Origin of the sequence: Arsenophonus endosymbiont of Aphis craccivora (genome assembly GCF_013460135.1) — a bacterium.
Lineage (GTDB): Bacteria > Pseudomonadota > Gammaproteobacteria > Enterobacterales > Enterobacteriaceae > Arsenophonus > Arsenophonus nilaparvatae.
Window position 1 is genome coordinate 2,005,614 of sequence record NZ_CP038155.1, and the last position, 19,847, is coordinate 2,025,460.

General features: G+C 41.6%; 14 protein-coding genes and 4 pseudogenes. 4 read left to right on the forward strand and 14 right to left on the reverse strand.

All coding sequences use genetic code 11. From position 1 onward, the window contains the following. Positions 1-76: 76 nt before the first annotated feature. Entirely contained in the window at positions 77-1,654 is a 1,578-nt protein-coding gene (gene guaA / locus E3U36_RS10165) for a glutamine-hydrolyzing GMP synthase (RefSeq protein WP_180816446.1), read from the reverse strand. Between the two features lie 64 nt (positions 1,655-1,718). Further along, positions 1,719-3,179 carry an IMP dehydrogenase gene (gene guaB / locus E3U36_RS10170; protein WP_180816447.1) on the reverse strand — a complete coding sequence of 487 codons (1,461 nt, stop codon included), beginning with the start codon at positions 3,177-3,179 and terminating at the stop codon, positions 1,719-1,721. Between the two features lie 320 nt (positions 3,180-3,499). Between guaB and E3U36_RS12810 the strand changes: the two genes are divergently transcribed. Then, a complete protein-coding gene (locus tag E3U36_RS12810; RefSeq protein ID WP_238337450.1) occupies positions 3,500-3,727 on the forward strand; it encodes a hypothetical protein in 228 nt (75 codons plus the stop codon). A gap of 45 nt (positions 3,728-3,772) precedes the next feature. Here the strand turns inward: E3U36_RS12810 and E3U36_RS10175 are convergent. Beyond that, positions 3,773-4,696: pseudogene (locus tag E3U36_RS10175) on the reverse strand (IS5 family transposase). 74 nt (positions 4,697-4,770) lie between these two features. Further along, positions 4,771-6,625 (reverse strand): annotated as a pseudogene (locus tag E3U36_RS10180) (S9 family peptidase); the annotation flags it as partial. 396 nt (positions 6,626-7,021) lie between these two features. On the opposite strand from E3U36_RS10180, the gene E3U36_RS10185 reads away from it, so the two are divergent. Then, positions 7,022-7,945 (forward strand): IS5 family transposase, encoded by a 924-nt coding sequence (locus E3U36_RS10185; protein WP_180816253.1) that lies wholly within the window; start codon positions 7,022-7,024, stop codon positions 7,943-7,945. A gap of 57 nt (positions 7,946-8,002) precedes the next feature. Here the strand turns inward: E3U36_RS10185 and E3U36_RS10190 are convergent, their stop codons facing one another. From E3U36_RS10190 to E3U36_RS10215, 6 genes and pseudogenes are all read right to left on the reverse strand, one after another. Next, a complete protein-coding gene (locus E3U36_RS10190; RefSeq protein WP_180816448.1) occupies positions 8,003-10,282 on the reverse strand; it encodes an NADP-dependent malic enzyme in 2,280 nt (759 codons plus the stop codon). Between the two features lie 386 nt (positions 10,283-10,668). Beyond that, on the reverse strand, positions 10,669-11,592 hold the full coding sequence (locus tag E3U36_RS10195; protein ID WP_180816449.1) for an IS5 family transposase: 924 nt from the start codon (positions 11,590-11,592) through the stop codon (positions 10,669-10,671). A 236-nt stretch (positions 11,593-11,828) separates the two neighbouring features. Next, positions 11,829-12,752 carry an IS5 family transposase gene (locus tag E3U36_RS10200; protein WP_180816450.1) on the reverse strand — a complete coding sequence of 308 codons (924 nt, stop codon included), beginning with the start codon at positions 12,750-12,752 and terminating at the stop codon, positions 11,829-11,831. A 385-nt stretch (positions 12,753-13,137) separates the two neighbouring features. After that, entirely contained in the window at positions 13,138-14,802 is a 1,665-nt protein-coding gene (gene glnS, locus E3U36_RS10205) for a glutamine--tRNA ligase (protein ID WP_180817630.1), read from the reverse strand. Between the two features lie 210 nt (positions 14,803-15,012). Continuing rightward, positions 15,013-16,293, reverse strand: a pseudogene (locus tag E3U36_RS10210) (glucose PTS transporter subunit IIA); the annotation flags it as partial. A 64-nt stretch (positions 16,294-16,357) separates the two neighbouring features. Further along, positions 16,358-17,281, reverse strand: coding sequence for an IS5 family transposase (locus tag E3U36_RS10215; protein WP_180816452.1), 924 nt, complete (start codon positions 17,279-17,281; stop codon positions 16,358-16,360). Positions 17,282-17,358: 77 nt separating this feature from the next. Between E3U36_RS10215 and E3U36_RS12815 the strand changes: the two are divergent. After that, positions 17,359-17,478: pseudogene (locus tag E3U36_RS12815) on the forward strand (universal stress protein); the annotation flags it as partial. 61 nt (positions 17,479-17,539) lie between these two features. Here the strand turns inward: E3U36_RS12815 and eco are convergent. Further along, positions 17,540-18,022 (reverse strand): serine protease inhibitor ecotin, encoded by a 483-nt coding sequence (gene eco, locus E3U36_RS10225; RefSeq protein WP_180817631.1) that lies wholly within the window; start codon positions 18,020-18,022, stop codon positions 17,540-17,542. Between the two features lie 279 nt (positions 18,023-18,301). Here eco and E3U36_RS10230 point away from each other — a divergent pair, with 279 nt between their 5' ends. Continuing rightward, on the forward strand, positions 18,302-18,463 hold the full coding sequence (locus E3U36_RS10230; protein WP_180816454.1) for a DUF465 domain-containing protein: 162 nt from the start codon (positions 18,302-18,304) through the stop codon (positions 18,461-18,463). A 117-nt stretch (positions 18,464-18,580) separates the two neighbouring features. On the opposite strand, the gene E3U36_RS13495 is transcribed toward E3U36_RS10230, so the two are convergent. The 3 genes from E3U36_RS13495 to E3U36_RS10240 all read right to left on the reverse strand — a co-directional run bounded on the left by E3U36_RS13495 (position 18,581) and on the right by E3U36_RS10240 (position 19,838). After that, complete coding sequence (locus E3U36_RS13495; RefSeq protein WP_439647267.1) at positions 18,581-18,820, reverse strand: GNAT family N-acetyltransferase; 240 nt, start codon at positions 18,818-18,820, stop codon at positions 18,581-18,583. A gap of 23 nt (positions 18,821-18,843) precedes the next feature. Further along, on the reverse strand, positions 18,844-19,143 hold the full coding sequence (locus tag E3U36_RS13500; protein WP_439647268.1) for a GNAT family N-acetyltransferase: 300 nt from the start codon (positions 19,141-19,143) through the stop codon (positions 18,844-18,846). A 173-nt stretch (positions 19,144-19,316) separates the two neighbouring features. Beyond that, complete coding sequence (locus tag E3U36_RS10240) at positions 19,317-19,838, reverse strand: bactofilin family protein (protein ID WP_180816455.1); 522 nt, start codon at positions 19,836-19,838, stop codon at positions 19,317-19,319. Between the last annotated feature and the right edge of the window lie 9 nt (positions 19,839-19,847).

A 19,847-nucleotide genomic window follows, 5' to 3' on the forward strand; every position in this document is an offset into this window, starting at 1 on the left:
AATTCTCAGTAACAAAAAACCCAGTAAAAATTTTTACTGGGTTGTTAATATAAAGTTATTTTGGCAATCGGCGTTTTTATTCCCACTCAATCGTCGCTGGTGGTTTGCCGCTAATATCGTAAACTACTCGAGAGATGCCGGCCACTTCATTGATAATTCTATTTGACACCCGGCCAAGAAAATCATAGGGCAAATGGGCCCAATGGGCAGTCATGAAATCAATAGTTTCAACCGCGCGCAATGACACAACCCAGTCATATTTTCGGCCATCTCCCATTACGCCAACAGATCGTACCGGCAGGAAAACGGTGAAAGCTTGGCTGACTTTATGATAAAGATCAGCTTTATGTAATTCTTCAATGAAAATGGCATCTGCCTGACGTAACAGATCACAATAGGCTTTCTTCACCTCACCAAGTACCCGCACACCTAAGCCTGGGCCAGGAAATGGGTGACGGTATAACATATCATAAGGAAGTCCTAACTCCAGGCCTACTTTACGCACCTCATCTTTAAATAACTCTTTTAATGGCTCAACTAATCCCAGTTTCATTTCTGCTGGTAAGCCACCCACGTTATGGTGAGATTTAATGACATGCGCTTTGCCGGTTACTGAAGCGGCAGATTCGATTACGTCCGGATAAATAGTACCCTGAGCCAACCATTTTACTTGCGTTTGTTTCGCCGCTTGCTCATCAAATACTTCAATAAAAACGCGGCCGCTCGCTTTACGTTTTAATTCTGGCTCATCAATCCCTGCCAATGCGCTAAGAAAGCGCTCTTCTGCGGCCACATGAATAATATTAAGATCAAATTTACCGGCAAACATTGCCATAACTTGCTGCGCTTCATTTAAGCGTAACAAACCATTATCAACAAACAAACAAGTGAGCTGCTTACCAATAGCACGATTGAGTAATAACGCAGTAACCGATGAATCAACACCGCCTGATAATGCCAGAATAACCTGATCATCACCAATCTGAGCCTTCAAGCGCTGTACCGTATCTTCAACAATCGCCGCCGCCGTCCAAAGAGCTTCACAGCGGCAAATATCTAATACAAAACGCTGTAGAATAGCTGCTCCTTGATGAGTGTGAGTCACTTCAGGATGAAACTGAACACCATAGAAACTCTTTTTTTCATTAGCCATAATGGCAAATGGGCAGCTATCGGTACTGGCGATAACTTTAAAATCAGCTGGAATTGCCGTCACTTTATCGCCATGACTCATCCAGACATCTAGCAGTGGTTTACCATCTGCACCTAAGCTGTCATAAATATCGCGAAATAGTTCACAGGATTGTTGAATGGACATCTGGGCATAACCAAACTCTCGCTCGCCAGACACCTCAACTTGCCCACCTAATTGGATTGACATCGTTTGCATGCCATAACAAATACCTAATACCGGAACGCCAGCCTGAAAAACATACTCCGGTGCACGTGGGCTATTTAGTTCGGTGGTACTCTCCGGCCCGCCAGAAAGAATAATTCCATTAGGATTAAATTCACGGATCTGTGCCTCGGAAACATCCCAAGCCCAAAGTTCACAATAAACGCCAATTTCACGAATACGACGAGCAATTAATTGAGTGTATTGTGAACCAAAATCGAGGATCAAAATTTGGTATTGATGAATATCAGTTGTCATCTAAAGATAATTCCAAAACAAATGATAATTTGACGGTTTATAGCAAAAACCGCTAATAAAATAATTAACCTAAACGATAATTAGGTGATTCTTTGTTGATGGTAACATCATGTACATGACTCTCTTGGATACCGGCACCACTAATACGCACAAATTCTGCTGTGCTTCTTAATTCATCAATAGTGGCACAACCGGTCAGTCCCATACAAGAACGAAGGCCGCCCATTTGCTGATGAACAATATTCTTCAAAAATCCTTTATAAGCAACCCGTCCTTCGATGCCTTCAGGTACCAATTTATCTGCAGCATTATCGGTTTGGAAGTAACGATCGGAAGAGCCTTTCGACATTGCACCTAATGATCCCATTCCTCGGTAGGCTTTATAAGAGCGTCCTTGAAACAAGATAGTTTCACCTGGTGACTCCTCGGTACCGGCAAGCATTGAGCCAACCATAACGCAAGATGCACCGGCAGCCAGTGCTTTAGCAATATCACCCGAGAAGCGAATACCGCCATCGGCAATTATCGGTATATTCATGCCTCTCAGCGCCTCAACGGCATCGGCAATAGCAGTAATCTGAGGTACACCAACACCAGTGACCATTCGCGTTGTACAGATAGAACCCGGGCCAATACCGACTTTCACCGCGCTGGCACCTGCTTCAACCAAAGCTTTAGCCCCTTCGCCAGTGGCAACATTACCACCAATAATCGGCAAATTAGGATATTTTGCTCTCGTTTCACGAATACGTTGTAAAACTCCTTGTGAATGTCCATGGGAAGAGTCAATTAACAACACATCAACACCGGCTGCCACTAATGCCTCAATACGTTGTTCATTATTCGCACCAGCGCCAACCGCTGCGCCCACTCTCAAGCGACCTTGCTCATCTTTACACGCATTGGGCTTGCGTTCAGCTTTCTGGAAATCTTTTACTGTGATCATACCAAATAGGTGAAAGTTATCATCAACCACCAATGCTTTTTCAATACGTCTTTCATGCAATTTCTGCAAAACCACATCACGGGATTCACTCTCTTTGACCGTGACCAAATGGGGTTTAGCTGTCATAACCGCCGTAACCGGCTGATCCAAATCCGTCACAAAACGGATATCACGGCCAGTAATGATACCAACCAATTCTTTATTATTAACCACAGGATAACCAGCAAAACCATTACGCTCAGCCATTTCATAAACTTCACGAATTGTGGTTTCGGGTGTGACGGTAACCGGATCGATAACGATGCCACTTTCATACTTTTTAACGCGGCGAACTTCTTCTGCTTGACGCTCAATTGGCATATTTTTATGAATAAAACCAATTCCACCCTCTTGGGCTAATGCGATAGCTAAATCTGATTCAGTCACAGTATCCATGGCGGCAGAAAGCATAGGAATATTTAAACGGATCGAGGCAGTTAATTGAGTTGATAAATCAGCAGTATTAGGCAATACATCTGAGTGTGCAGGAACTAACAATACATCATCGAATGTTAGTGCTTCTTTCTTAATACGTAACATAAGCAATATATCACCAGGCAGGATTTGGAAAAAGATAAAATATTGCGGCGATATGATACATGACGAAATTGATTGACTCCAGTACTTTCTCACTAAAATTCATTTTTAGCTAACAAAAACGCATAATACTATGATCAAATTTAGATTTTTGCTTGTAAATAATTTATTTATTAATCGAGTTATTTAATTAATTTTAAAGCAAATAAATATTACATGAATTAGGTACATTGCTTAATTTATTCTGACTAACCCGCCTCTTTTTAAAATTGATTACTTCCATACAATATGGTTAAAGTTAACGGCTTAAACGTAGGAAAGTTATGTTCTCTATCAATAAAATAAACTTTAATCCATTACCTAATTATAAATCCGATACCCAAAGAGCTACTCCCCCACTTTCGACTATCGAAAAACAACATATTCATTTACTGGATTCACTCTATGCAAATGAAAATATTAGTTACCCGTTACACTCTTATGATGAAGCTTTAGCACTTTTAACACCACTCTACGATAAAGATTATATTGAAAATCAATGGCTTTGTTGAATAAATCAGAATTAGCCGCCAGGATGGCTCCCTCTGCTACAGCTGTTATCCGATCCTGACGCTGTGTGGCATACCCAACAACGTCATACGGTTCAGCGCTTTGACCATCGCCATTGCTTCACCTACCTGAGCCTCATAGTCACGCAGCCTCAGATGGCCACCCAGCAAAGTTTTTATGCGGAACATCGCTGTTTCTGCCACTGAACGCCGGTGATAACCCACTTTCTTTTTCCACATATCATTACTCCTGCTCAGACGCTGATTCGCCACCGCATGGTTACGTTCATGGTACTTGTCCGGCCAGTATTTCGCTCCGCTTCGCGGCGGGATAAGGGGCCTGATTTTCTTTCTTAGCAACGCATCGTGGCAGTAACAGGCGTCATAAGCACCGTCTGCTGACACTTCCCTGATTTTCCGGTGGGTTTGGTTAATCAGGCCCGGCAGTGCCTGCGCATCTGTCGTTCCGCTGAGCGATAAGTCGGCACAGATAATCTCATGAGTCACACTGTCTGCTGCCAGATGAAGCTTGCGCCACACTCTTCGTCTGTCAGCCCCATGCTGCCTGACTTTCCATTCACCTTCGCCAAAGACCTTCAGACCGGTACTGTCGATGACCAGATGCGAGATTTCACCACGCGTTGGCGTTTTTATGCTGATGTTGACGCTCTTTGCTCGTCTGCTGACCAGCTAGTAGTCCGGACAGCACAGCGGCTAAGACATGAGTTTAAAAATCGAATCAACGAAGCCCTGTAATGCCCGGAGCGACAGGTTAAACACACGCTTCATCATCAGGATAGTGGTAACAGCCATATCGCTGTAGTAAAGCGGCCGGCCACGACCTTCAGGCGAAGAACTGTCAGTCCATCCAGCGATGGCCGACTCATCAAGCCAGACCGTCAGGGAACCACGTTGTCTGAGTGCCTTGTTGTACGCGGGCCAGTTGGTAATTTTAAACTTTTGCTTTGCCATGGGGACCTGATGTTGAAACGAATTTAGCGATCAGCTCCGCCAATCACCTAAAAGTTCGATTTATTCAACAAAGCCGAATCATATAACCCCGTCGTAACCAATAAATTAGGGTAACGTTGAGATTTAATATTGTCATAGGGACTGTAAGATTTTATTTTAGTCGAAAATAAGCGTCCTGCGCAGCGGGATCACCCCATTCATCATATTCACCAGTTGTTAATGGAATAGAAGGATCAAGCATGGTTGTCACGACATCGACAAAAGGAACTTGAGCGACAACGCCTCGATAGAGTTCCGGTGCCTGGTTAATTACCGCCGCCATCAATAAACCACAAGCACTTCCACCCATTGCATATACCCGTTTGGGATCACTATACCCCTTTGCAATCAATATTTTGGTTGCATCAATAAAATCACTAAAACTATTGGCTTTATTTTCAACCTTCCCTTGTTGATACCAGGCTTTGCCTAAATCGCCGCCACCACGAACATGCACTATTGCATAGACAAATCCCCTATCCAATAAACTCAAACGCGGTGAACTAAAAACCGGATCCACATTGATACCATAAGCACCATAGCCATCAATCAAAATCGGATTTTTGCTTTTTTGCCATCGATCTTTACGATATACCAACGAAACTGGCACTTTAGTGCCATCTTTTACCTGAACCCAGATACGTTCACTGGTATAAAGTGATTTATCAAATCCATTGACTTGTTATTGTTTTAGCAATTCACGCTGTCCAGTTAGCATATTTATCTGCATAACAGATATTGGGGTAGTTAGTGAAGAATAACCATAACGTAAAGTCTCGCTATCAGGCTCTGGATTATAATCAATCCAGGCACTATATACCGCTTCATCAAATTGAACTATTTTTTGCTGTTTGGTCTGCCAATCTATCTGTCGAATATTAACTAAGCCATTATGCCGCTCTGCAACAACCAACCAACGGTTAAAAAGCGCAAAATTTTCTAAATCAGTCTCTTTATTCGGTGAAATAATTGTTTGCCAGGGCTGGTCAATTGATTGAGTAGCATATAACCCAAATTGCTCCAATTGATGGTTAGAGCGAATATAAAAATTATCACGAAAATGATCTAAATCGTACTCACGTCCCGTTTGGCGAGGGGAAAATATTTTAAGTGATTCAGCGGGGTTATTAGCATCGATTAATCGATATTCAGATGTTTCTGTACTACTAATTGCTAGTAGAATATACGCTTTTGAGCTACTTTTTGTCATGCTCAAGTAAAATCGGTCATCATTCTCCTGATAAACTTTTTTATCTTCAACCCCCCTCTAATCCATATTGATGACAATATACTTGATAAGGTAATAATGTCTGTGGGTGGTTACGAATATAATAGAGAGTTTGATTATCATTAGACCATACAATATTACCAGAGGTATTTTTAATTACTGCATTCTGCCATTTTTTACTAGCTAACTGTCTAAATGAAACCTCAAACTGACGACGACCTTGAAAATCTTCGACAATTGCCAAATGATTATTATCTTCAGATAACAGCAATACCACCCAAGGTATAAAATTGATGGCCCTTAGCACGTTCATTACCATCAACTAATATCTGCCAATTACTATTTTTGTTGACAGGTTTACGTTGATAAACAGGATAATCTTTACCTTCTTGATAAAGGGTACGATAAATATAACCATTATAGGTATAAGGCACCGATTGATCTTGCTGCTCCATACAAGCCACCATCTCGCCAAATAATTGCTCTCTTAATACGGTGCCAGACTTTAATACCGCATTGGTATATTGATTTTCATCAGTCAAGTATTTGATAACTTTTTTATTTTTTCTCGTATCATCACGTAGCCAATAATAATTATCCATGCGGCTATCACCATGTAAAACCATTTTGTGTGGTTGCTTTTCTGCCATTGGAATTATCATTTTTTCTCCTGCCAAACTGGTAAACGCCATCATATTTAATAATGATATCAATAGTATAATGTTCAAATATCGATAGAAAAAGCGCTGAGTTAATTGCATATTTATTAGAACATCCTGTTGGCAAATTTTTAGTTATTTAATAACCCAAAATTAATAAATAAAGGCCTATGATACTAATAGATAAAACAACTATTTTAAATAAATATTTAAACAATTAATCAACAAAATTAACGGCTATATTTTATCTTGCCATAATATAAAAAACCTCTCTTGTTGTGAGTAACAGAAGCCCAAATTTATGGTTAGTGTTATTCTATAATGGGCTTTGTTGAATAAATCGAACTTTTAGGTGATTGGCGGAGCTGATCGCTAAATTCGTTTCAACATCAGGTCCCCATGGCAAAGCAAAAGTTTAAAATTACCAACTGGCCCGCGTACAACAAGGCACTCAGACAACGCGGTTCCCTGACGGTCTGGCTTGATGAGTCGGCCATCGCTGGATGGACTGACAGTTCTTCGCCTGAAGGTCGTGGCCGGCCGCTTTACTACAGCGATATGGCTGTTACCACTGTCCTGATGATGAAGCGTGTGTTTAACCTGTCGCTCCGGGCATTACAGGGCTTCGTTGATTCGATTTTTAAACTCATGTCTTTGCCGCTGTGCTGTCCGGACTACTCGCTGGTCAGCAGACGAGCAAAGAGCGTCAACATCAGCATAAAAACGCCAACGCGTGGTGAAATCTCGCATCTGGTCATCGACAGTACCGGTCTGAAGGTCTTTGGCGAAGGTGAATGGAAAGTCAGGCAGCATGGGGCTGACAGACGAAGAGTGTGGCGCAAGCTTCATCTGGCAGCAGACAGTGTGACTCATGAGATTATCTGTGCCGACTTATCGCTCAGCGGAACGACAGATGCGCAGGCACTGCCGGGCCTGATTAACCAAACCCACCGGAAAATCAGGGAAGTGTCAGCAGACGGTGCTTATGACGCCTGTTACTGCCACGATGCGTTGCTAAGAAAGAAAATCAGGCCCCTTATCCCGCCGCGAAGCGGAGCGAAATACTGGCCGGACAAGTACCATGAACGTAACCATGCGGTGGCGAATCAGCGTCTGAGCAGGAGTAATGATATGTGGAAAAAGAAAGTGGGTTATCAACGGCGTTCAGTGGCAGAAACAGCGATGTTCCGCATAAAAACTTTGCTGGGTGGCCATCTGAGCCTGCGTGACTATGAGGCTCAGGTAGGTGAAGCAATGGCGATGGTCAAAGCGCTGAACCGTATGACGTTGTTGGGTATGCCACACAGCGTCAGGATCGGATAACAGCTGTAGCAGAGGGAGCCATCCTGTCGGCTAATTCTGATTTATTCAACAAAGCCTCTATAATGGTTTAGTTTGTGCTTCCGCAGCAGCTAGCGCAACCATATTAACGATACGTCGTACCGATACAATCGGTGTTAATATATGTACTGGTTTTGCTACTCCCATTAATACCGGCCCCACAGTGACACCATTAGAACTGGTAACACGAAGTAAGTTATAACTAATACGCGCAGCTTCCATATTAGGCATAATCAGCAAATTAGCTGATCCTTTTAATGTACTATCCGGCATAATATCTCGCCTAATGTTTTCAACTAATGCTGCATCGCCATGCATTTCCCCATCAATTTCCAACTCAGGATCGGTACGTTTGACTAATGCCAATGTTTTACGCATTTTTTGTGCTGATGGACAGTCTGCAGAACCAAAACTTGAACGAGATAATAGTGCCACTTTAGGCTCAATACCAAAACGCCTTACCGCCTGTGCCGCCATTAAGGTAAGTTCCGCCAGCTCCTCAGGGGTTGGATTATCATTCACATAGGTATCTGCAATAAAAGTATTGCCAGTTGGCAACATCAGGGCATTCATTGCACCCGCTACTGAACTATTCTGCCGGAAGCCAAGCACATTTTTTATAATGGTAAAATGTTGATTATAACTACCAACAGTACCACAAATCATGCCATAGGCTTCACCTTGGCGGATCATCAGCGCACCAATTAAGGTTGGGTTATTGATCACTTCTCTACGCGCCATTTCCTGCGAAACACCATGGCGTTTCATTAATTGATAATATTGTTGCCAATAGGTTTTAAAACGCGGATAATTTTCATTGTTAATCAACTCAAAATCTTCACCAATTTTAATTTGTAACCCAAGCTTTTCAATTCGCTTTTCAATCACACTGGATCGACCAATTAAAATCGGATAAGCCAAACCTAAGGATACTAATTCTTGGGTTGCATGCAATATTCGTTCTTCCTCACCTTCTGCTAATACAATCCGTTTTTTTTCTTTGCGGGCCAGAGAAAAAATCGGCTTCATAAATAGGTGGGTGCTATAGACAAACTCATTAAGTTTTTCTATATAAGAATCAAAATCTGTAATTGGTCGTGTTGCTACACCAGATTCCATTGCCGCTTTAGCGACTGCTGGCGCAATTTTAACAATTAAGCGCGGATCAAAAGGTTTTGGGATAATATAATCTGCACCAAATTTTAACTCCTGATCACCGTAAGCGGAGACAACAACGTCATTCTGCTCGGCTAATGCCAAATCAGCAATTGCCTGAACACAGGCTAGTTTCATCTCTTCATTAATCGTGGTTGCCCCAACATCCAGCGCGCCGCGAAAGATAAAAGGAAAACAGAGTACATTGTTTACCTGATTAGGATAGTCAGAACGCCCAGTGCAGATAATCGCATCATGCCGTGCTGCTTTTGCTATTGAAGGAAGAATTTCTGGCTCCGGATTGGCTAATGCTAAGATAAGTGGTGCATTAGCCATCGATTTTACCATTTCCGCAGTCAACACACCCGGCGCTGAGCAGCCTAAGAAAATGTCCGCGCCTGAGATAACATCCGCTAGAGTACGTAAACCATTATCTTCAATTGCATAAGCGGCTTTAGTTTCATCCATCACTTCATCGCGGCCACGATAAATAACGCCTTTTGAGTCACAGACAATAATATTGCTACGATTAAGACCTAATGCAACCAATAAATTCATGCAGGCGATAGAAGCAGCACCTGCACCTGAAACAACTAATCGAACCTGGTCAATTTTTTTATTAACAATGCGTAAACCATTCAATATTGCGGCGGTTGAAATAATGGCAGTACCATGCTGATCATCATGGAAAACAGGAATTTGCATTTTTTCACGCAGTTTTTTCTCAATATAGAAACATTCTGGTGCTTTAATATCTTCCAAATTGATTCCGCCAAAAGTTGGCTCCAATGCGGCAATAACATCGATCAGTTTATCCGGGTTAGATTCGTCTATTTCAATATCAAATACATCAATGCCGGAAAACTTTTTAAATAAAACACCTTTTCCTTCCATAACCGGTTTACCAGCCAAAGCGCCAATATTTCCCAGTCCTAACACTGCGGTACCATTAGAAACTACGGCCACTAAATGAGCCTTAGCTGTATATTTGTAAGCGGTCAAAGGATTAGCTGCGATTTCAAGGCAAGGATAAGCAACACCGGGAGAATATGCGAGGGCCAGATCTCGTTGTACCGTTAATGGCTTAGTCGGTGTAACTTCAATTTTACCTGGTTGGGGAAACTCATGAAAATCTAGCGCACTTTGTTTTAATTTTTCATCCATTGTGTGTCCTTAGAGAATTTTTATTAGAAAAGCATCCCCATTATAGTAATCTCTATCAATGAAATCATGACATATACAACAATTTCGGTAGAAACTAGCTAAACTTGAACATTCTATCAACAAAATCAATATAACTAAATAATATTGAAATTAAAATATAAAACTGGTGACCTTTATATTATTAATTTTTTTATAATCATAAAATTTAATACTATTGAATTTAAAATTATAAAATTCAATGTGTTTTTTATTTAAGATAATTACCTTTTGGTTATTTCATTAATATTTTTTTATTATATTCTTGCAATGTTTTATTTTTTTCAAAAAACTGGCTTTGTTGAATAAATCAGAATTAGCCGCCAGGATGGCTCCCTCTGCTACACCTGTTATCCGATCCTGACGCTGTGTGGCATACCCAACAACGTCATACGGTTCAGCGCTTTGACCATCGCCATTGCTTCACCTACCTGAGCCTCATAGTCACGCAGGCTCAGATGGCCACCCAGCAAAGTTTTTATGCGGAACATCGCTGTTTCTGCCACTGAACGCCGGTGATAACCCACTTTCTTTTTCCACATATCATTACTCCTGCTCAGACGCTGATTCGCCACCGCATGGTTACGTTCATGGTACTTGTCCGGCCAGTATTTCGCTCCGCTTCGCGGCGGGATAAGGGGCCTGATTTTCTTTCTTAGCAACGCATCGTGGCAGTAACAGGCGTCATAAGCACCGTCTGCTGACACTTCCGTGATTTTCCGGTGGGTTTGGTTAATCAGGCCCGGCAGTGCCTGCGCATCTGTCGTTCCGCTGAGCGATAAGTCGGCACAGATAATCTCATGAGTCACACTGTCTGCTGCCAGATGAAGCTTGCGCCACACTCTTCGTCTGTCAGCCCCATGCTGCCTGACTTTCCATTCACCTTCGCCAAAGAGCTTCAGACCGGTACTGTCGATGACCAGATGCGAGATTTCACCACGCGTTGGCGTTTTTATGCTGATGTTGACGCTCTTTGCTCGTCTGCTGACCAGCGAGTAGTCCGGACAGCACAGCGGCAAAGACATGAGTTTAAAAATCGAATCAACGAAGCCCTGTAATGCCCGGAGCGACAGGTTAAACACACGCTTCATCATCAGGACAGTGGTAACAGCCATATCGCTGTAGTAAAGCGGCCGGCCACGACCTTCAGGCGAAGAACTGTCAGTCCATCCAGCGATGGCCGACTCATCAAGCCAGACCGTCAGGGAACCGCGTTGTCTGAGTGCCTTGTTGTACGCGGGCCAGTTGGTAATTTTAAACTTTTGCTTTGCCATGGGGACCTGATGTTGAAACGAATTTAGCGATCAGCTCCGCCAATCACCTAAAAGTTCGATTTATTCAACAAAGCCCAAAAAACTTTAAAGACTAATAATTAAAATCAGTTGTAAAAACCCATTTATTTCTACAGGCATTTAAAAAGGAATATACTATGTCTAATCATTCAATAATGTTGGGGCTTTGTTGAATAAATCAGAATTAGCCGACAGGATGGCTCCCTCTGCTACAGCTGTTATCCGATCCTGACGCTGTGTGGCATACCCAACAACGTCATACGGTTCAGCGCTTTGACCATCGCCATTGCTTCACCTACCTGAGCCTCATAGTCACGCAGCCTCAGATGGCCACCCAGCAAAGTTTTTATGCGGAACATCGCTGTTTCTGCCACTGAACGCCGGTGATAACCCACTTTCTTTTTCCACATATCATTACTCCTGCTCAGACGCTGATTCGCCACCGCATGGTTACGTTCATGGTACTTGTCCGGCCAGTATTTCGCTCCGCTTCGCGGCGGGATAAGGGGCCTGATTTTCTTTCTTAGCAACGCGTCGTGGCAGTAACAGGCGTCATAAGCACCGTCTGCTAACACTTCCCTGATTTTCCGGTGGGTTTGGTTAATCAGGCCCGGCAGTGCCTGCGCATCTGTCGTTCCGCTGAGCGATAAGTCGGCACAGATAATCTCATGAGTCACACTGTCTGCTGCCAGATGAAGCTTGCGCCACACTCTTCGTCTGTCAGCCCCATGCTGCCTGACTTTCCTTTCACCTTCGCCAAAGACCTTCAGACCGGTACTGTCGATGACCAGATGCGAGATTTCACCACGCGTTGGCGTTTTTATGCTGATGTTGACGCTCTTTGCTCGTCTGCTGACCAGCGAGTAGTCCGGACAGCACAGCGGCAAAGACATGAGTTTAAAAATCGAATCAACGAAGCCCTGTAATGCCCGGAGCGACAGGTTAAACACACGCTTCATCATCAGGACAGTGGTAACAGCCATATCGCTGTAGTAAAGCGGCCGGCCACGACCTTCAGGCGAAGAACTGTCAGTCCATCCAGCGATGGCCGACTCATCAAGCCAGACCGTCAGGGAACCGCGTTGTCTGAGTGCCTTGTTGTACGCGGGCCAGTTGGTAATTTTAAACTTTTGCTTTGCCATGGGGACCTGATGTTGAAACGAATTTAGCGATCAGCTCCGCCAATCACCTAAAAGTTCGATTTATTCAACAAAGCCAATGGACAGGTGAAATTGATCTTAGGTGATATCGTTTGCAGTTCTGCTTGTAAAACCGCTTTTTCTATTGGAATAGATGAATTAATAAACTTAAGCATGATATAACATCCTTGTTAGTAACCAATTGATTTTTTTGATAAGGATATTGACTACATATTTTTTTGACTTGCTCTAAACGAATAAAAATTTATAACAGAAAGCCATTTTTCTGTTAATAAAAATATCTCGTGAACAATAATGACGATATTTTTTAATAAAAAGCGTGGCTATAAACCACGCTTTTTACCATAACTCTTAACGGGGTAATTTCTTAGCTTGCTATTTTTGCCCAACTATCTCTTAAGCCTACAGTGCGATTAAATACCAGATGCTTAGCTGTATGATCATGGCTATCTGCACAAAAATAACCCTCGCGTTCAAACTGATAAGCTTTTCCCGGTTGCGCGGTAATTAAACTTGGTTCAACAAACCCATAGCGAATTACTAAAGAATCAGGATTAATGGTAGCTAAAAAGTCCTCTTCTGCGGCAGGATTAGGCACAATACATAAGCGATCATACAATCGGATCTCTGCTGGCAAGGCATGTGATGCACTGACCCAATGGATAACCCCTGTGACTTTACGTCCATCAGCAGGATCTTTATTTAATGTATCAGCATCATAAGTACAATAAATCGTGGTAATGTTGCCTTCTGCATCTTTATCAACCCGATTAGCTTGTACAATATAAGCATTTCGTAAACGCACTTCTTTACCCAAAACTAAGCGCTTATATTGCCGATTAGCTTCTTCACGAAAATCAGCTCGATCGATATAAAGTTCCCGACTAAATGGCACTTGTCGAGCGCCCATCTCAGGTTTATTAGGGTGATTATACATCGTCAGCATTTGCTCATCAGCAGACATATTTTCAATCACTAACTTTATGGGATCTAAGACCGCCATTGCCCGTGGTGAATTTTCATTTAGATCATCACGAATACAAGATTCCAATGCTGCCATTTCAACAGTATTATCTTGCTTAGTCACGCCAATACGCCGACAAAATTCACGAATCGACGCTGCCGTATAACCACGACGACGTAAACCTGAAATGGTTGGCATTCTGGGATCATCCCAGTTTTCAACCCTATTCTCCGCCACTAACTGATTTAGTTTACGTTTTGACATCAACGTATAGGCAAGATTTAGACGCGAAAACTCATACTGTCTTGGATGACAATCAATAGTAATATTATCTAATACCCAATCATATAATCGGCGATTATCTTGAAATTCCAGGGTACAAAGTGAGTGGGTAATCCCCTCCAATGCGTCCGAAATACAATGAGTAAAATCATACATTGGATAAATACACCATTTATTACCAGATTGGTGGTGTTCAGCATATTTTATTCGATATAACACCGGATCGCGCATGACAATAAAAGAGGATGACATATCAATTTTAGCACGTAGACAGGCCTTTCCTTCTTCAAATCCACCCGCTCGCATCTTGTCAAATAGCTGCAAATTCTGCTCAATAGTGCGATCACGATATGGACTATTTTTACCTGGCTGCTTTAAAGTTCCGCGATATTCACGAATAGCATCGGGACTTAATTCATCAACATAAGCTAAGCCTTTTTTAATCAGCTCAATAGCATATTGATATAGGTCACCAAAATAATCTGACGAATATTTTACGTTACCACTCCAATTAAACCCTAACCATTTCACATCTTCTTGAATGGAATTAACATATTCAACATCTTCTTTAACTGGATTAGTATCATCAAAACGCAAATTGCATTGACCCTGATAATCCTCTGCAATACCAAAATTCAAACAGATTGATTTGGCATGACCAATATGTAAATAACCATTAGGTTCAGGTGGAAAACGGGTATATACATGAGTATGCTTACCTGTAGCCAAATCTTCTTCAATAATCTGGCGAATGAAATTTGTTGGGCGAGTATCTGCCTCATTCATTGTCATAGTTCCTCAATGCAAAAGCATGTTAATAACGCTTTTATCATCTACGATATCCGAATTAGAAACAACCGTTTATTAACATATATTATTAGGCTTTATTTAATCAATAAAAAGCTCATAAAGGAAAACGGGAGGTTCATAACCCTTCCCGTTTTTATTCATTATTAATTATATGGTTATCATATCAAATCATAATGATAAAACACATTATTTCAATACATCATAAATTGGTGTTACTCCAGCGATTACTTCACCAGTTGCGACTATTGTCAATCCCTGATAATCATCAATATTAATGATAACGACTGGACTTATCATTGACTTAGCATGCTGCTCCAAATAATCGAGATCTAATTTCAGGATAGGCTGACCTACCTTTACATCACTATTTTCTTCAACTAAACGCTCACAACCCTGCCCTTTTAACGTTACAGTATCAATACCCATGTGAACGATCACTTCAACACCTTCATTTGTCTCGATGCAGAAAGCATGATTGGTAGCAAAAATTTTCACAATCTTACCGGATACAGGCGCTAATACCTCACCACTCGTTGGCTTAATCGCTAAACCATCACCGACAATGCGGCTAGCAAAAGCTTCATCCGGAACTTCATCAAGGGAATAAATTTCACCACTAACCGGTGCCACCAGCGTTAAAATTGTTTGCCCCACATGCTTATTTTTTACTTTTACTGCTGACTGTCGATTATCTTTCCCAACAAAATTTAACGGTGAAACAACTTCTCGTGCAGCAATTTTTTTCATTGCTTCAGCAATCATTTCTGCCCTGGTTCCAACAATAATTTGCACACTATGTTTATTTAAACGAATGATGCCTGATGCACCCAGTTTTTTTACCAAGTTATCATTAACAATATCAACAGCTTTTACACCTAAACGGAAACGAGTAATACAGGCATCGATTACTGTTAAATTATCGGTTCCGCCCACCGCCGCAAGATATTGGTATGCTTCATGGGTAATATCCTTAGCACTGGTGGTGATATCTTTGTCATAATCATCAACGGCTTGATAGTCGTTTATTATTTCACGACCTGAAGTCATTAAATTGAACTTATTAATCACAACGCGAAATATGACATAGTATAAACAAAAGAAAAGTATCCCTTGGAAAATCAACATATACCAATGCACTGCTAATGGGTTACGACTCTGCAGTAACATATCGACTAAACCAGCACTAAAACCAAAACCCGATATCCAGTGCATTGCAGCTGCAATATAAACAGAAAATCCAGTTAATAGAGCATGAATGACATAAAGAACCGGCGCCACAAACATGAATGAGAATTCGAGCGGCTCAGTGATCCCAGTAAAAAAGGCGGCGAAAGCACCTTCCATCATGATACCTGCGACTTTTGCTTTATTTTCAGGACGAGCACACTGATAAATGGCCAATGCCGCACCAGGCAAACCAAACATCATGATAGGGAAAAATCCAGCTTGATAACGCCCAGTAATACCTTTTTCGGGGCTTTGTTGAATAAATCAGAATTAGCCGCCAGGATGGCTCCCTCTGCTACAGCTGTTATCCGATCCTGACGCTGTGTGGCATACCCAACAACGTCATACGGTTCAGCGCTTTGACCATCGCCATTGCTTCACCTACCTGAGCCTCATAGTCACGCCGGCTCAGATGGCCACCCAGCAAAGTTTTTATGCGGAACATCGCTGTTTCTGCCACTGAACGCCGGTGATAACCCACTTTCTTTTTCCACATATCATTACTCCTGCTCAGACGCTGATTCGCCACCGCATGGTTACGTTCATGGTGCTTGTCCGGCCAGTATTTCGCTCCGCTTCGCGGCGAGATAAGGGGCCTGATTTTCTTTCTTAGCAACGCATCGTGGCAGTAACAGGCGTGATAAGCACCGTCTGCTGACACTTCCCTGATTTTCCGGTGGGTTTGGTTAATCAGGCCCGGCAGTGCCTGCGCATCTGTCGTTCCGCTGAGCGATAAGTCGGCACAGATAATCTCATGATTCACACTGTCTGCTGCCAGATGAAGCTTGCGCCACACTCTTCGTCTGTCAGCCCCATGCTGCCTGACTTTCCATTCACCTTCGCCAAAGACCTTCAGACCGGTACTGTCGATGACCAGATGCGAGATTTCACCACGCGTTGGCGTTTTTATGCTGATGTTGACGCTCTTTGCTCGTCTGCTGACCAGCGAGTAGTCCGGACAGCACAGCGGCAAAGACATGAGTTTAAAAATCGAATCAACGAAGCCCTGTAATGCCCGGAGCGACAGGTTAAACACACGCTTCATCATCAGGACAGTGGTAACAGCCATATCGCTGTAGTAAAGCGGCCGGCCACGACCTTCAGGCGAAGAACTGTCAGTCCATCCAGCGATGGCCGACTCATCAAGCCAGACCGTCAGGGAACCGCGTTGTCTGAGTGCCTTGTTGTACGCGGGCCAGTTGGTAATTTTAAACTTTTGCTTTGCCATGGGGACCTGATGTTGAAACGAATTTAGCGATCAGCTCCGCCAATCACCTAAAAGTTCGATTTATTCAACAAAGCCATATTGACGCCGATTTAATTCTTATTGGCTCTCATAGCCCCAATTCTACCAGTTACCTGCTAGGATCAACCGCAGCTAGCATTGTTCGTCATGCAAAAATGACTGTTTTAGTCGCTCGCTAAAATAAACCAAGCACACAACTAGCCATCTCACAGGAGATGGCTTATTGGTTAAATTAAACCGTTATTTGATCTTCGCACTGTTAAGTTCTTCTGGTGCTGACCACACGCGATATTTAACTGCCATATCGTTTGGAACATATACCACTATCGGTAATTTACTATTATAGCGAACGATATTATTGCCTTCCCCGAGATGAGTGGTAACAAACTTCTTGGATTGCTTTTTATCTGGGCAAGCCATTAAGGTTGCTGCAGGACCGGATACTTTTTTTAATTCATAAAGGTCATAGCCCCAACCTTTAAGTTCTTTTTTCTCAAAATCCCCGCCAAACCAATGCTGATTGCAATCAACCAGCATTGATTTACCAATAACCAGTTCTACCATAAAATTATTTTCATTCGGTTTTTTGTCGAGCTGAATAACATAGCGGAGCATCCCTTTTGCTGCGGACGGGTATGGTGCTATTTTGGACAGATTATCATTTGCCATCGCATAAGATGTCGTTAGGAGCATCGCCAGTAATGGAAAGGTATATTTATTCATTGCCACATCCTACTTTATAAATAGTGATAAAAGTGATATTAACTATAACTGATAACAATAATTTTTATGCTTAGCTAATGCAAACATCTTTTTAGTATAACTGTCGTGTCAAAAAGTAAAAAATCGTAAAGAGTAAAACAACCAATTAATTTGTAAATATTATTAAAAATCAAATGATTATATATAACATATCACAATGTAAATTATTGTGTTCGCTGTTGTTAAATTTTAATTATTGTTATACTTAAATTGACCCTCAATAATTTTGCCGGAGGTTATATGTTATTGTCCGATCATGAGTTATTGTCTCACCTAAAACGTTTTAATCCACGCTTCCAATCACTATTTGAAAAACACCACCAACTGGATAAACAGATCACTGAATTAGAAGGCCCAAATGGCGCAGGCTATAATGATAACGTCATCAAATTAAAAAAATAAAAGCTTCATATAAAAGATGAAATACAGCGTATTATTCACCAACAAATTAGGCTTAAATAACGCCACCTCGCCTGCTGGAATAGCAGGCGAATTAAGTCTAACGAAATAGTTTAGCTGTCAATTAGTGCTATTTTTTAACCACTGCTGCTGATTGAGCCGATAAAGAATATGTTCATGTAAGGGATGAGCCGATGGTAACGCCGGATGTAAAAAATTATGCGCATCTTTTTCCATAGTTAATTTTTTCATCAAATTTTCAGAGGGACGATTAATTTTAGCGGTAAAAGAGATAATTTCCGGCATTTCTTGCTGCAAAAAAGCAAAATCTAATACGCTACTAGCAGCTTCATAAGCCAATCCTTGCCGCCAAAATGGCTTAGCTAATCGCCAGCAATTTCAGTGCAAGGCATAAAAGGTAGATCATATGCGGTAATATTGAGTCCGACAAATCCAATAAATTGCTTCTGTGCACGCAACTCTACCGCCCATAATCCCCAACCTTGCTGTTGGATAAATTTCTGTCTAATACTTTCAATGAAAGCATCACTTTGTTTTTTTGAAAGTAAGTGTGGGAAATAACGCATAACATCAGGATCACTATTAAGACGATAAAAAGGGAGCCGATCAGCTTCTCGCCATTCCCTTAAAATTAAACGAGGATTCTTTAGGATAATAACCATGCATTACGAATCGAAAAAGCTTTCACTATCAATATAACACCGCATTCTATCACGTTAGCAAAAAATGCTCATTTACTTTTGGGTATCTCTTCAATAGCTTCTAATTTTATTACTTTTTCCGATTGATGCTCAATTTTCTCAGATTGGCCTATGAATATACCCCCACGCTTAATTTACATATGACTGACTCGACTGATCCCTCGCAATTCACCATGTTCCAGGATATCCAGGTTATTTCCCAAGCAAGCTCCATCAACCAAACCATCAATAATCATATCCGGCGCTTCAATTTCAACTTCAATTTTTCCACCCTGCATGATGTGGATAGTTCCTTCAGTTACTTTGACGTTACCCTTAATATGTCCCCAAACATGAATATCACCTGAAATAGTAACGTTACCTTTAAAAAAACTCTCTTCTGAAATAATTGTTACCTCTTTTTGTTTAGGATCACTTTTTTTATCACTTTTCATTACACATATATTTGTATTGGAAATATCTGACTTTTTATGTCTAAACATCGTGAATAACCTCTCTCTTATAAAGATAAATAGCAGGATAAGAACGAATGAAAAAAATAAAACAAAAAACCATGTCTTTGCAATCACATTTGTTATATACAACGCCACTACTAGCACCCATAGGAACCAGATAAAATAAAGACAACAATTTTCTCTAACACTAAATGTTTTCATTCTTATCTA

Coding starts and splice junctions, on each gene's coding strand:
- guaA (WP_180816446.1), bottom strand. CDS start 1,654: ATGACAACTGATATTCATCAATACCAAATTTTGATCCTCGATTTTGGT.
- guaB (WP_180816447.1), bottom strand. CDS start 3,179: ATGTTACGTATTAAGAAAGAAGCACTAACATTCGATGATGTATTGTTA.
- E3U36_RS12810 (WP_238337450.1), top strand. CDS start 3,500: ATGTTCTCTATCAATAAAATAAACTTTAATCCATTACCTAATTATAAA.
- E3U36_RS10185 (WP_180816253.1), top strand. CDS start 7,022: ATGGCAAAGCAAAAGTTTAAAATTACCAACTGGCCCGCGTACAACAAG.
- E3U36_RS10190 (WP_180816448.1), bottom strand. CDS start 10,282: ATGGATGAAAAATTAAAACAAAGTGCGCTAGATTTTCATGAGTTTCCC.
- E3U36_RS10195 (WP_180816449.1), bottom strand. CDS start 11,592: ATGGCAAAGCAAAAGTTTAAAATTACCAACTGGCCCGCGTACAACAAG.
- E3U36_RS10200 (WP_180816450.1), bottom strand. CDS start 12,752: ATGGCAAAGCAAAAGTTTAAAATTACCAACTGGCCCGCGTACAACAAG.
- glnS (WP_180817630.1), bottom strand. CDS start 14,802: ATGAATGAGGCAGATACTCGCCCAACAAATTTCATTCGCCAGATTATT.
- E3U36_RS10215 (WP_180816452.1), bottom strand. CDS start 17,281: ATGGCAAAGCAAAAGTTTAAAATTACCAACTGGCCCGCGTACAACAAG.
- eco (WP_180817631.1), bottom strand. CDS start 18,022: ATGAATAAATATACCTTTCCATTACTGGCGATGCTCCTAACGACATCT.
- E3U36_RS10230 (WP_180816454.1), top strand. CDS start 18,302: ATGTTATTGTCCGATCATGAGTTATTGTCTCACCTAAAACGTTTTAAT.
- E3U36_RS13500 (WP_439647268.1), bottom strand. CDS start 19,143: ATGGTTATTATCCTAAAGAATCCTCGTTTAATTTTAAGGGAATGGCGA.
- E3U36_RS10240 (WP_180816455.1), bottom strand. CDS start 19,838: ATGAAAACATTTAGTGTTAGAGAAAATTGTTGTCTTTATTTTATCTGG.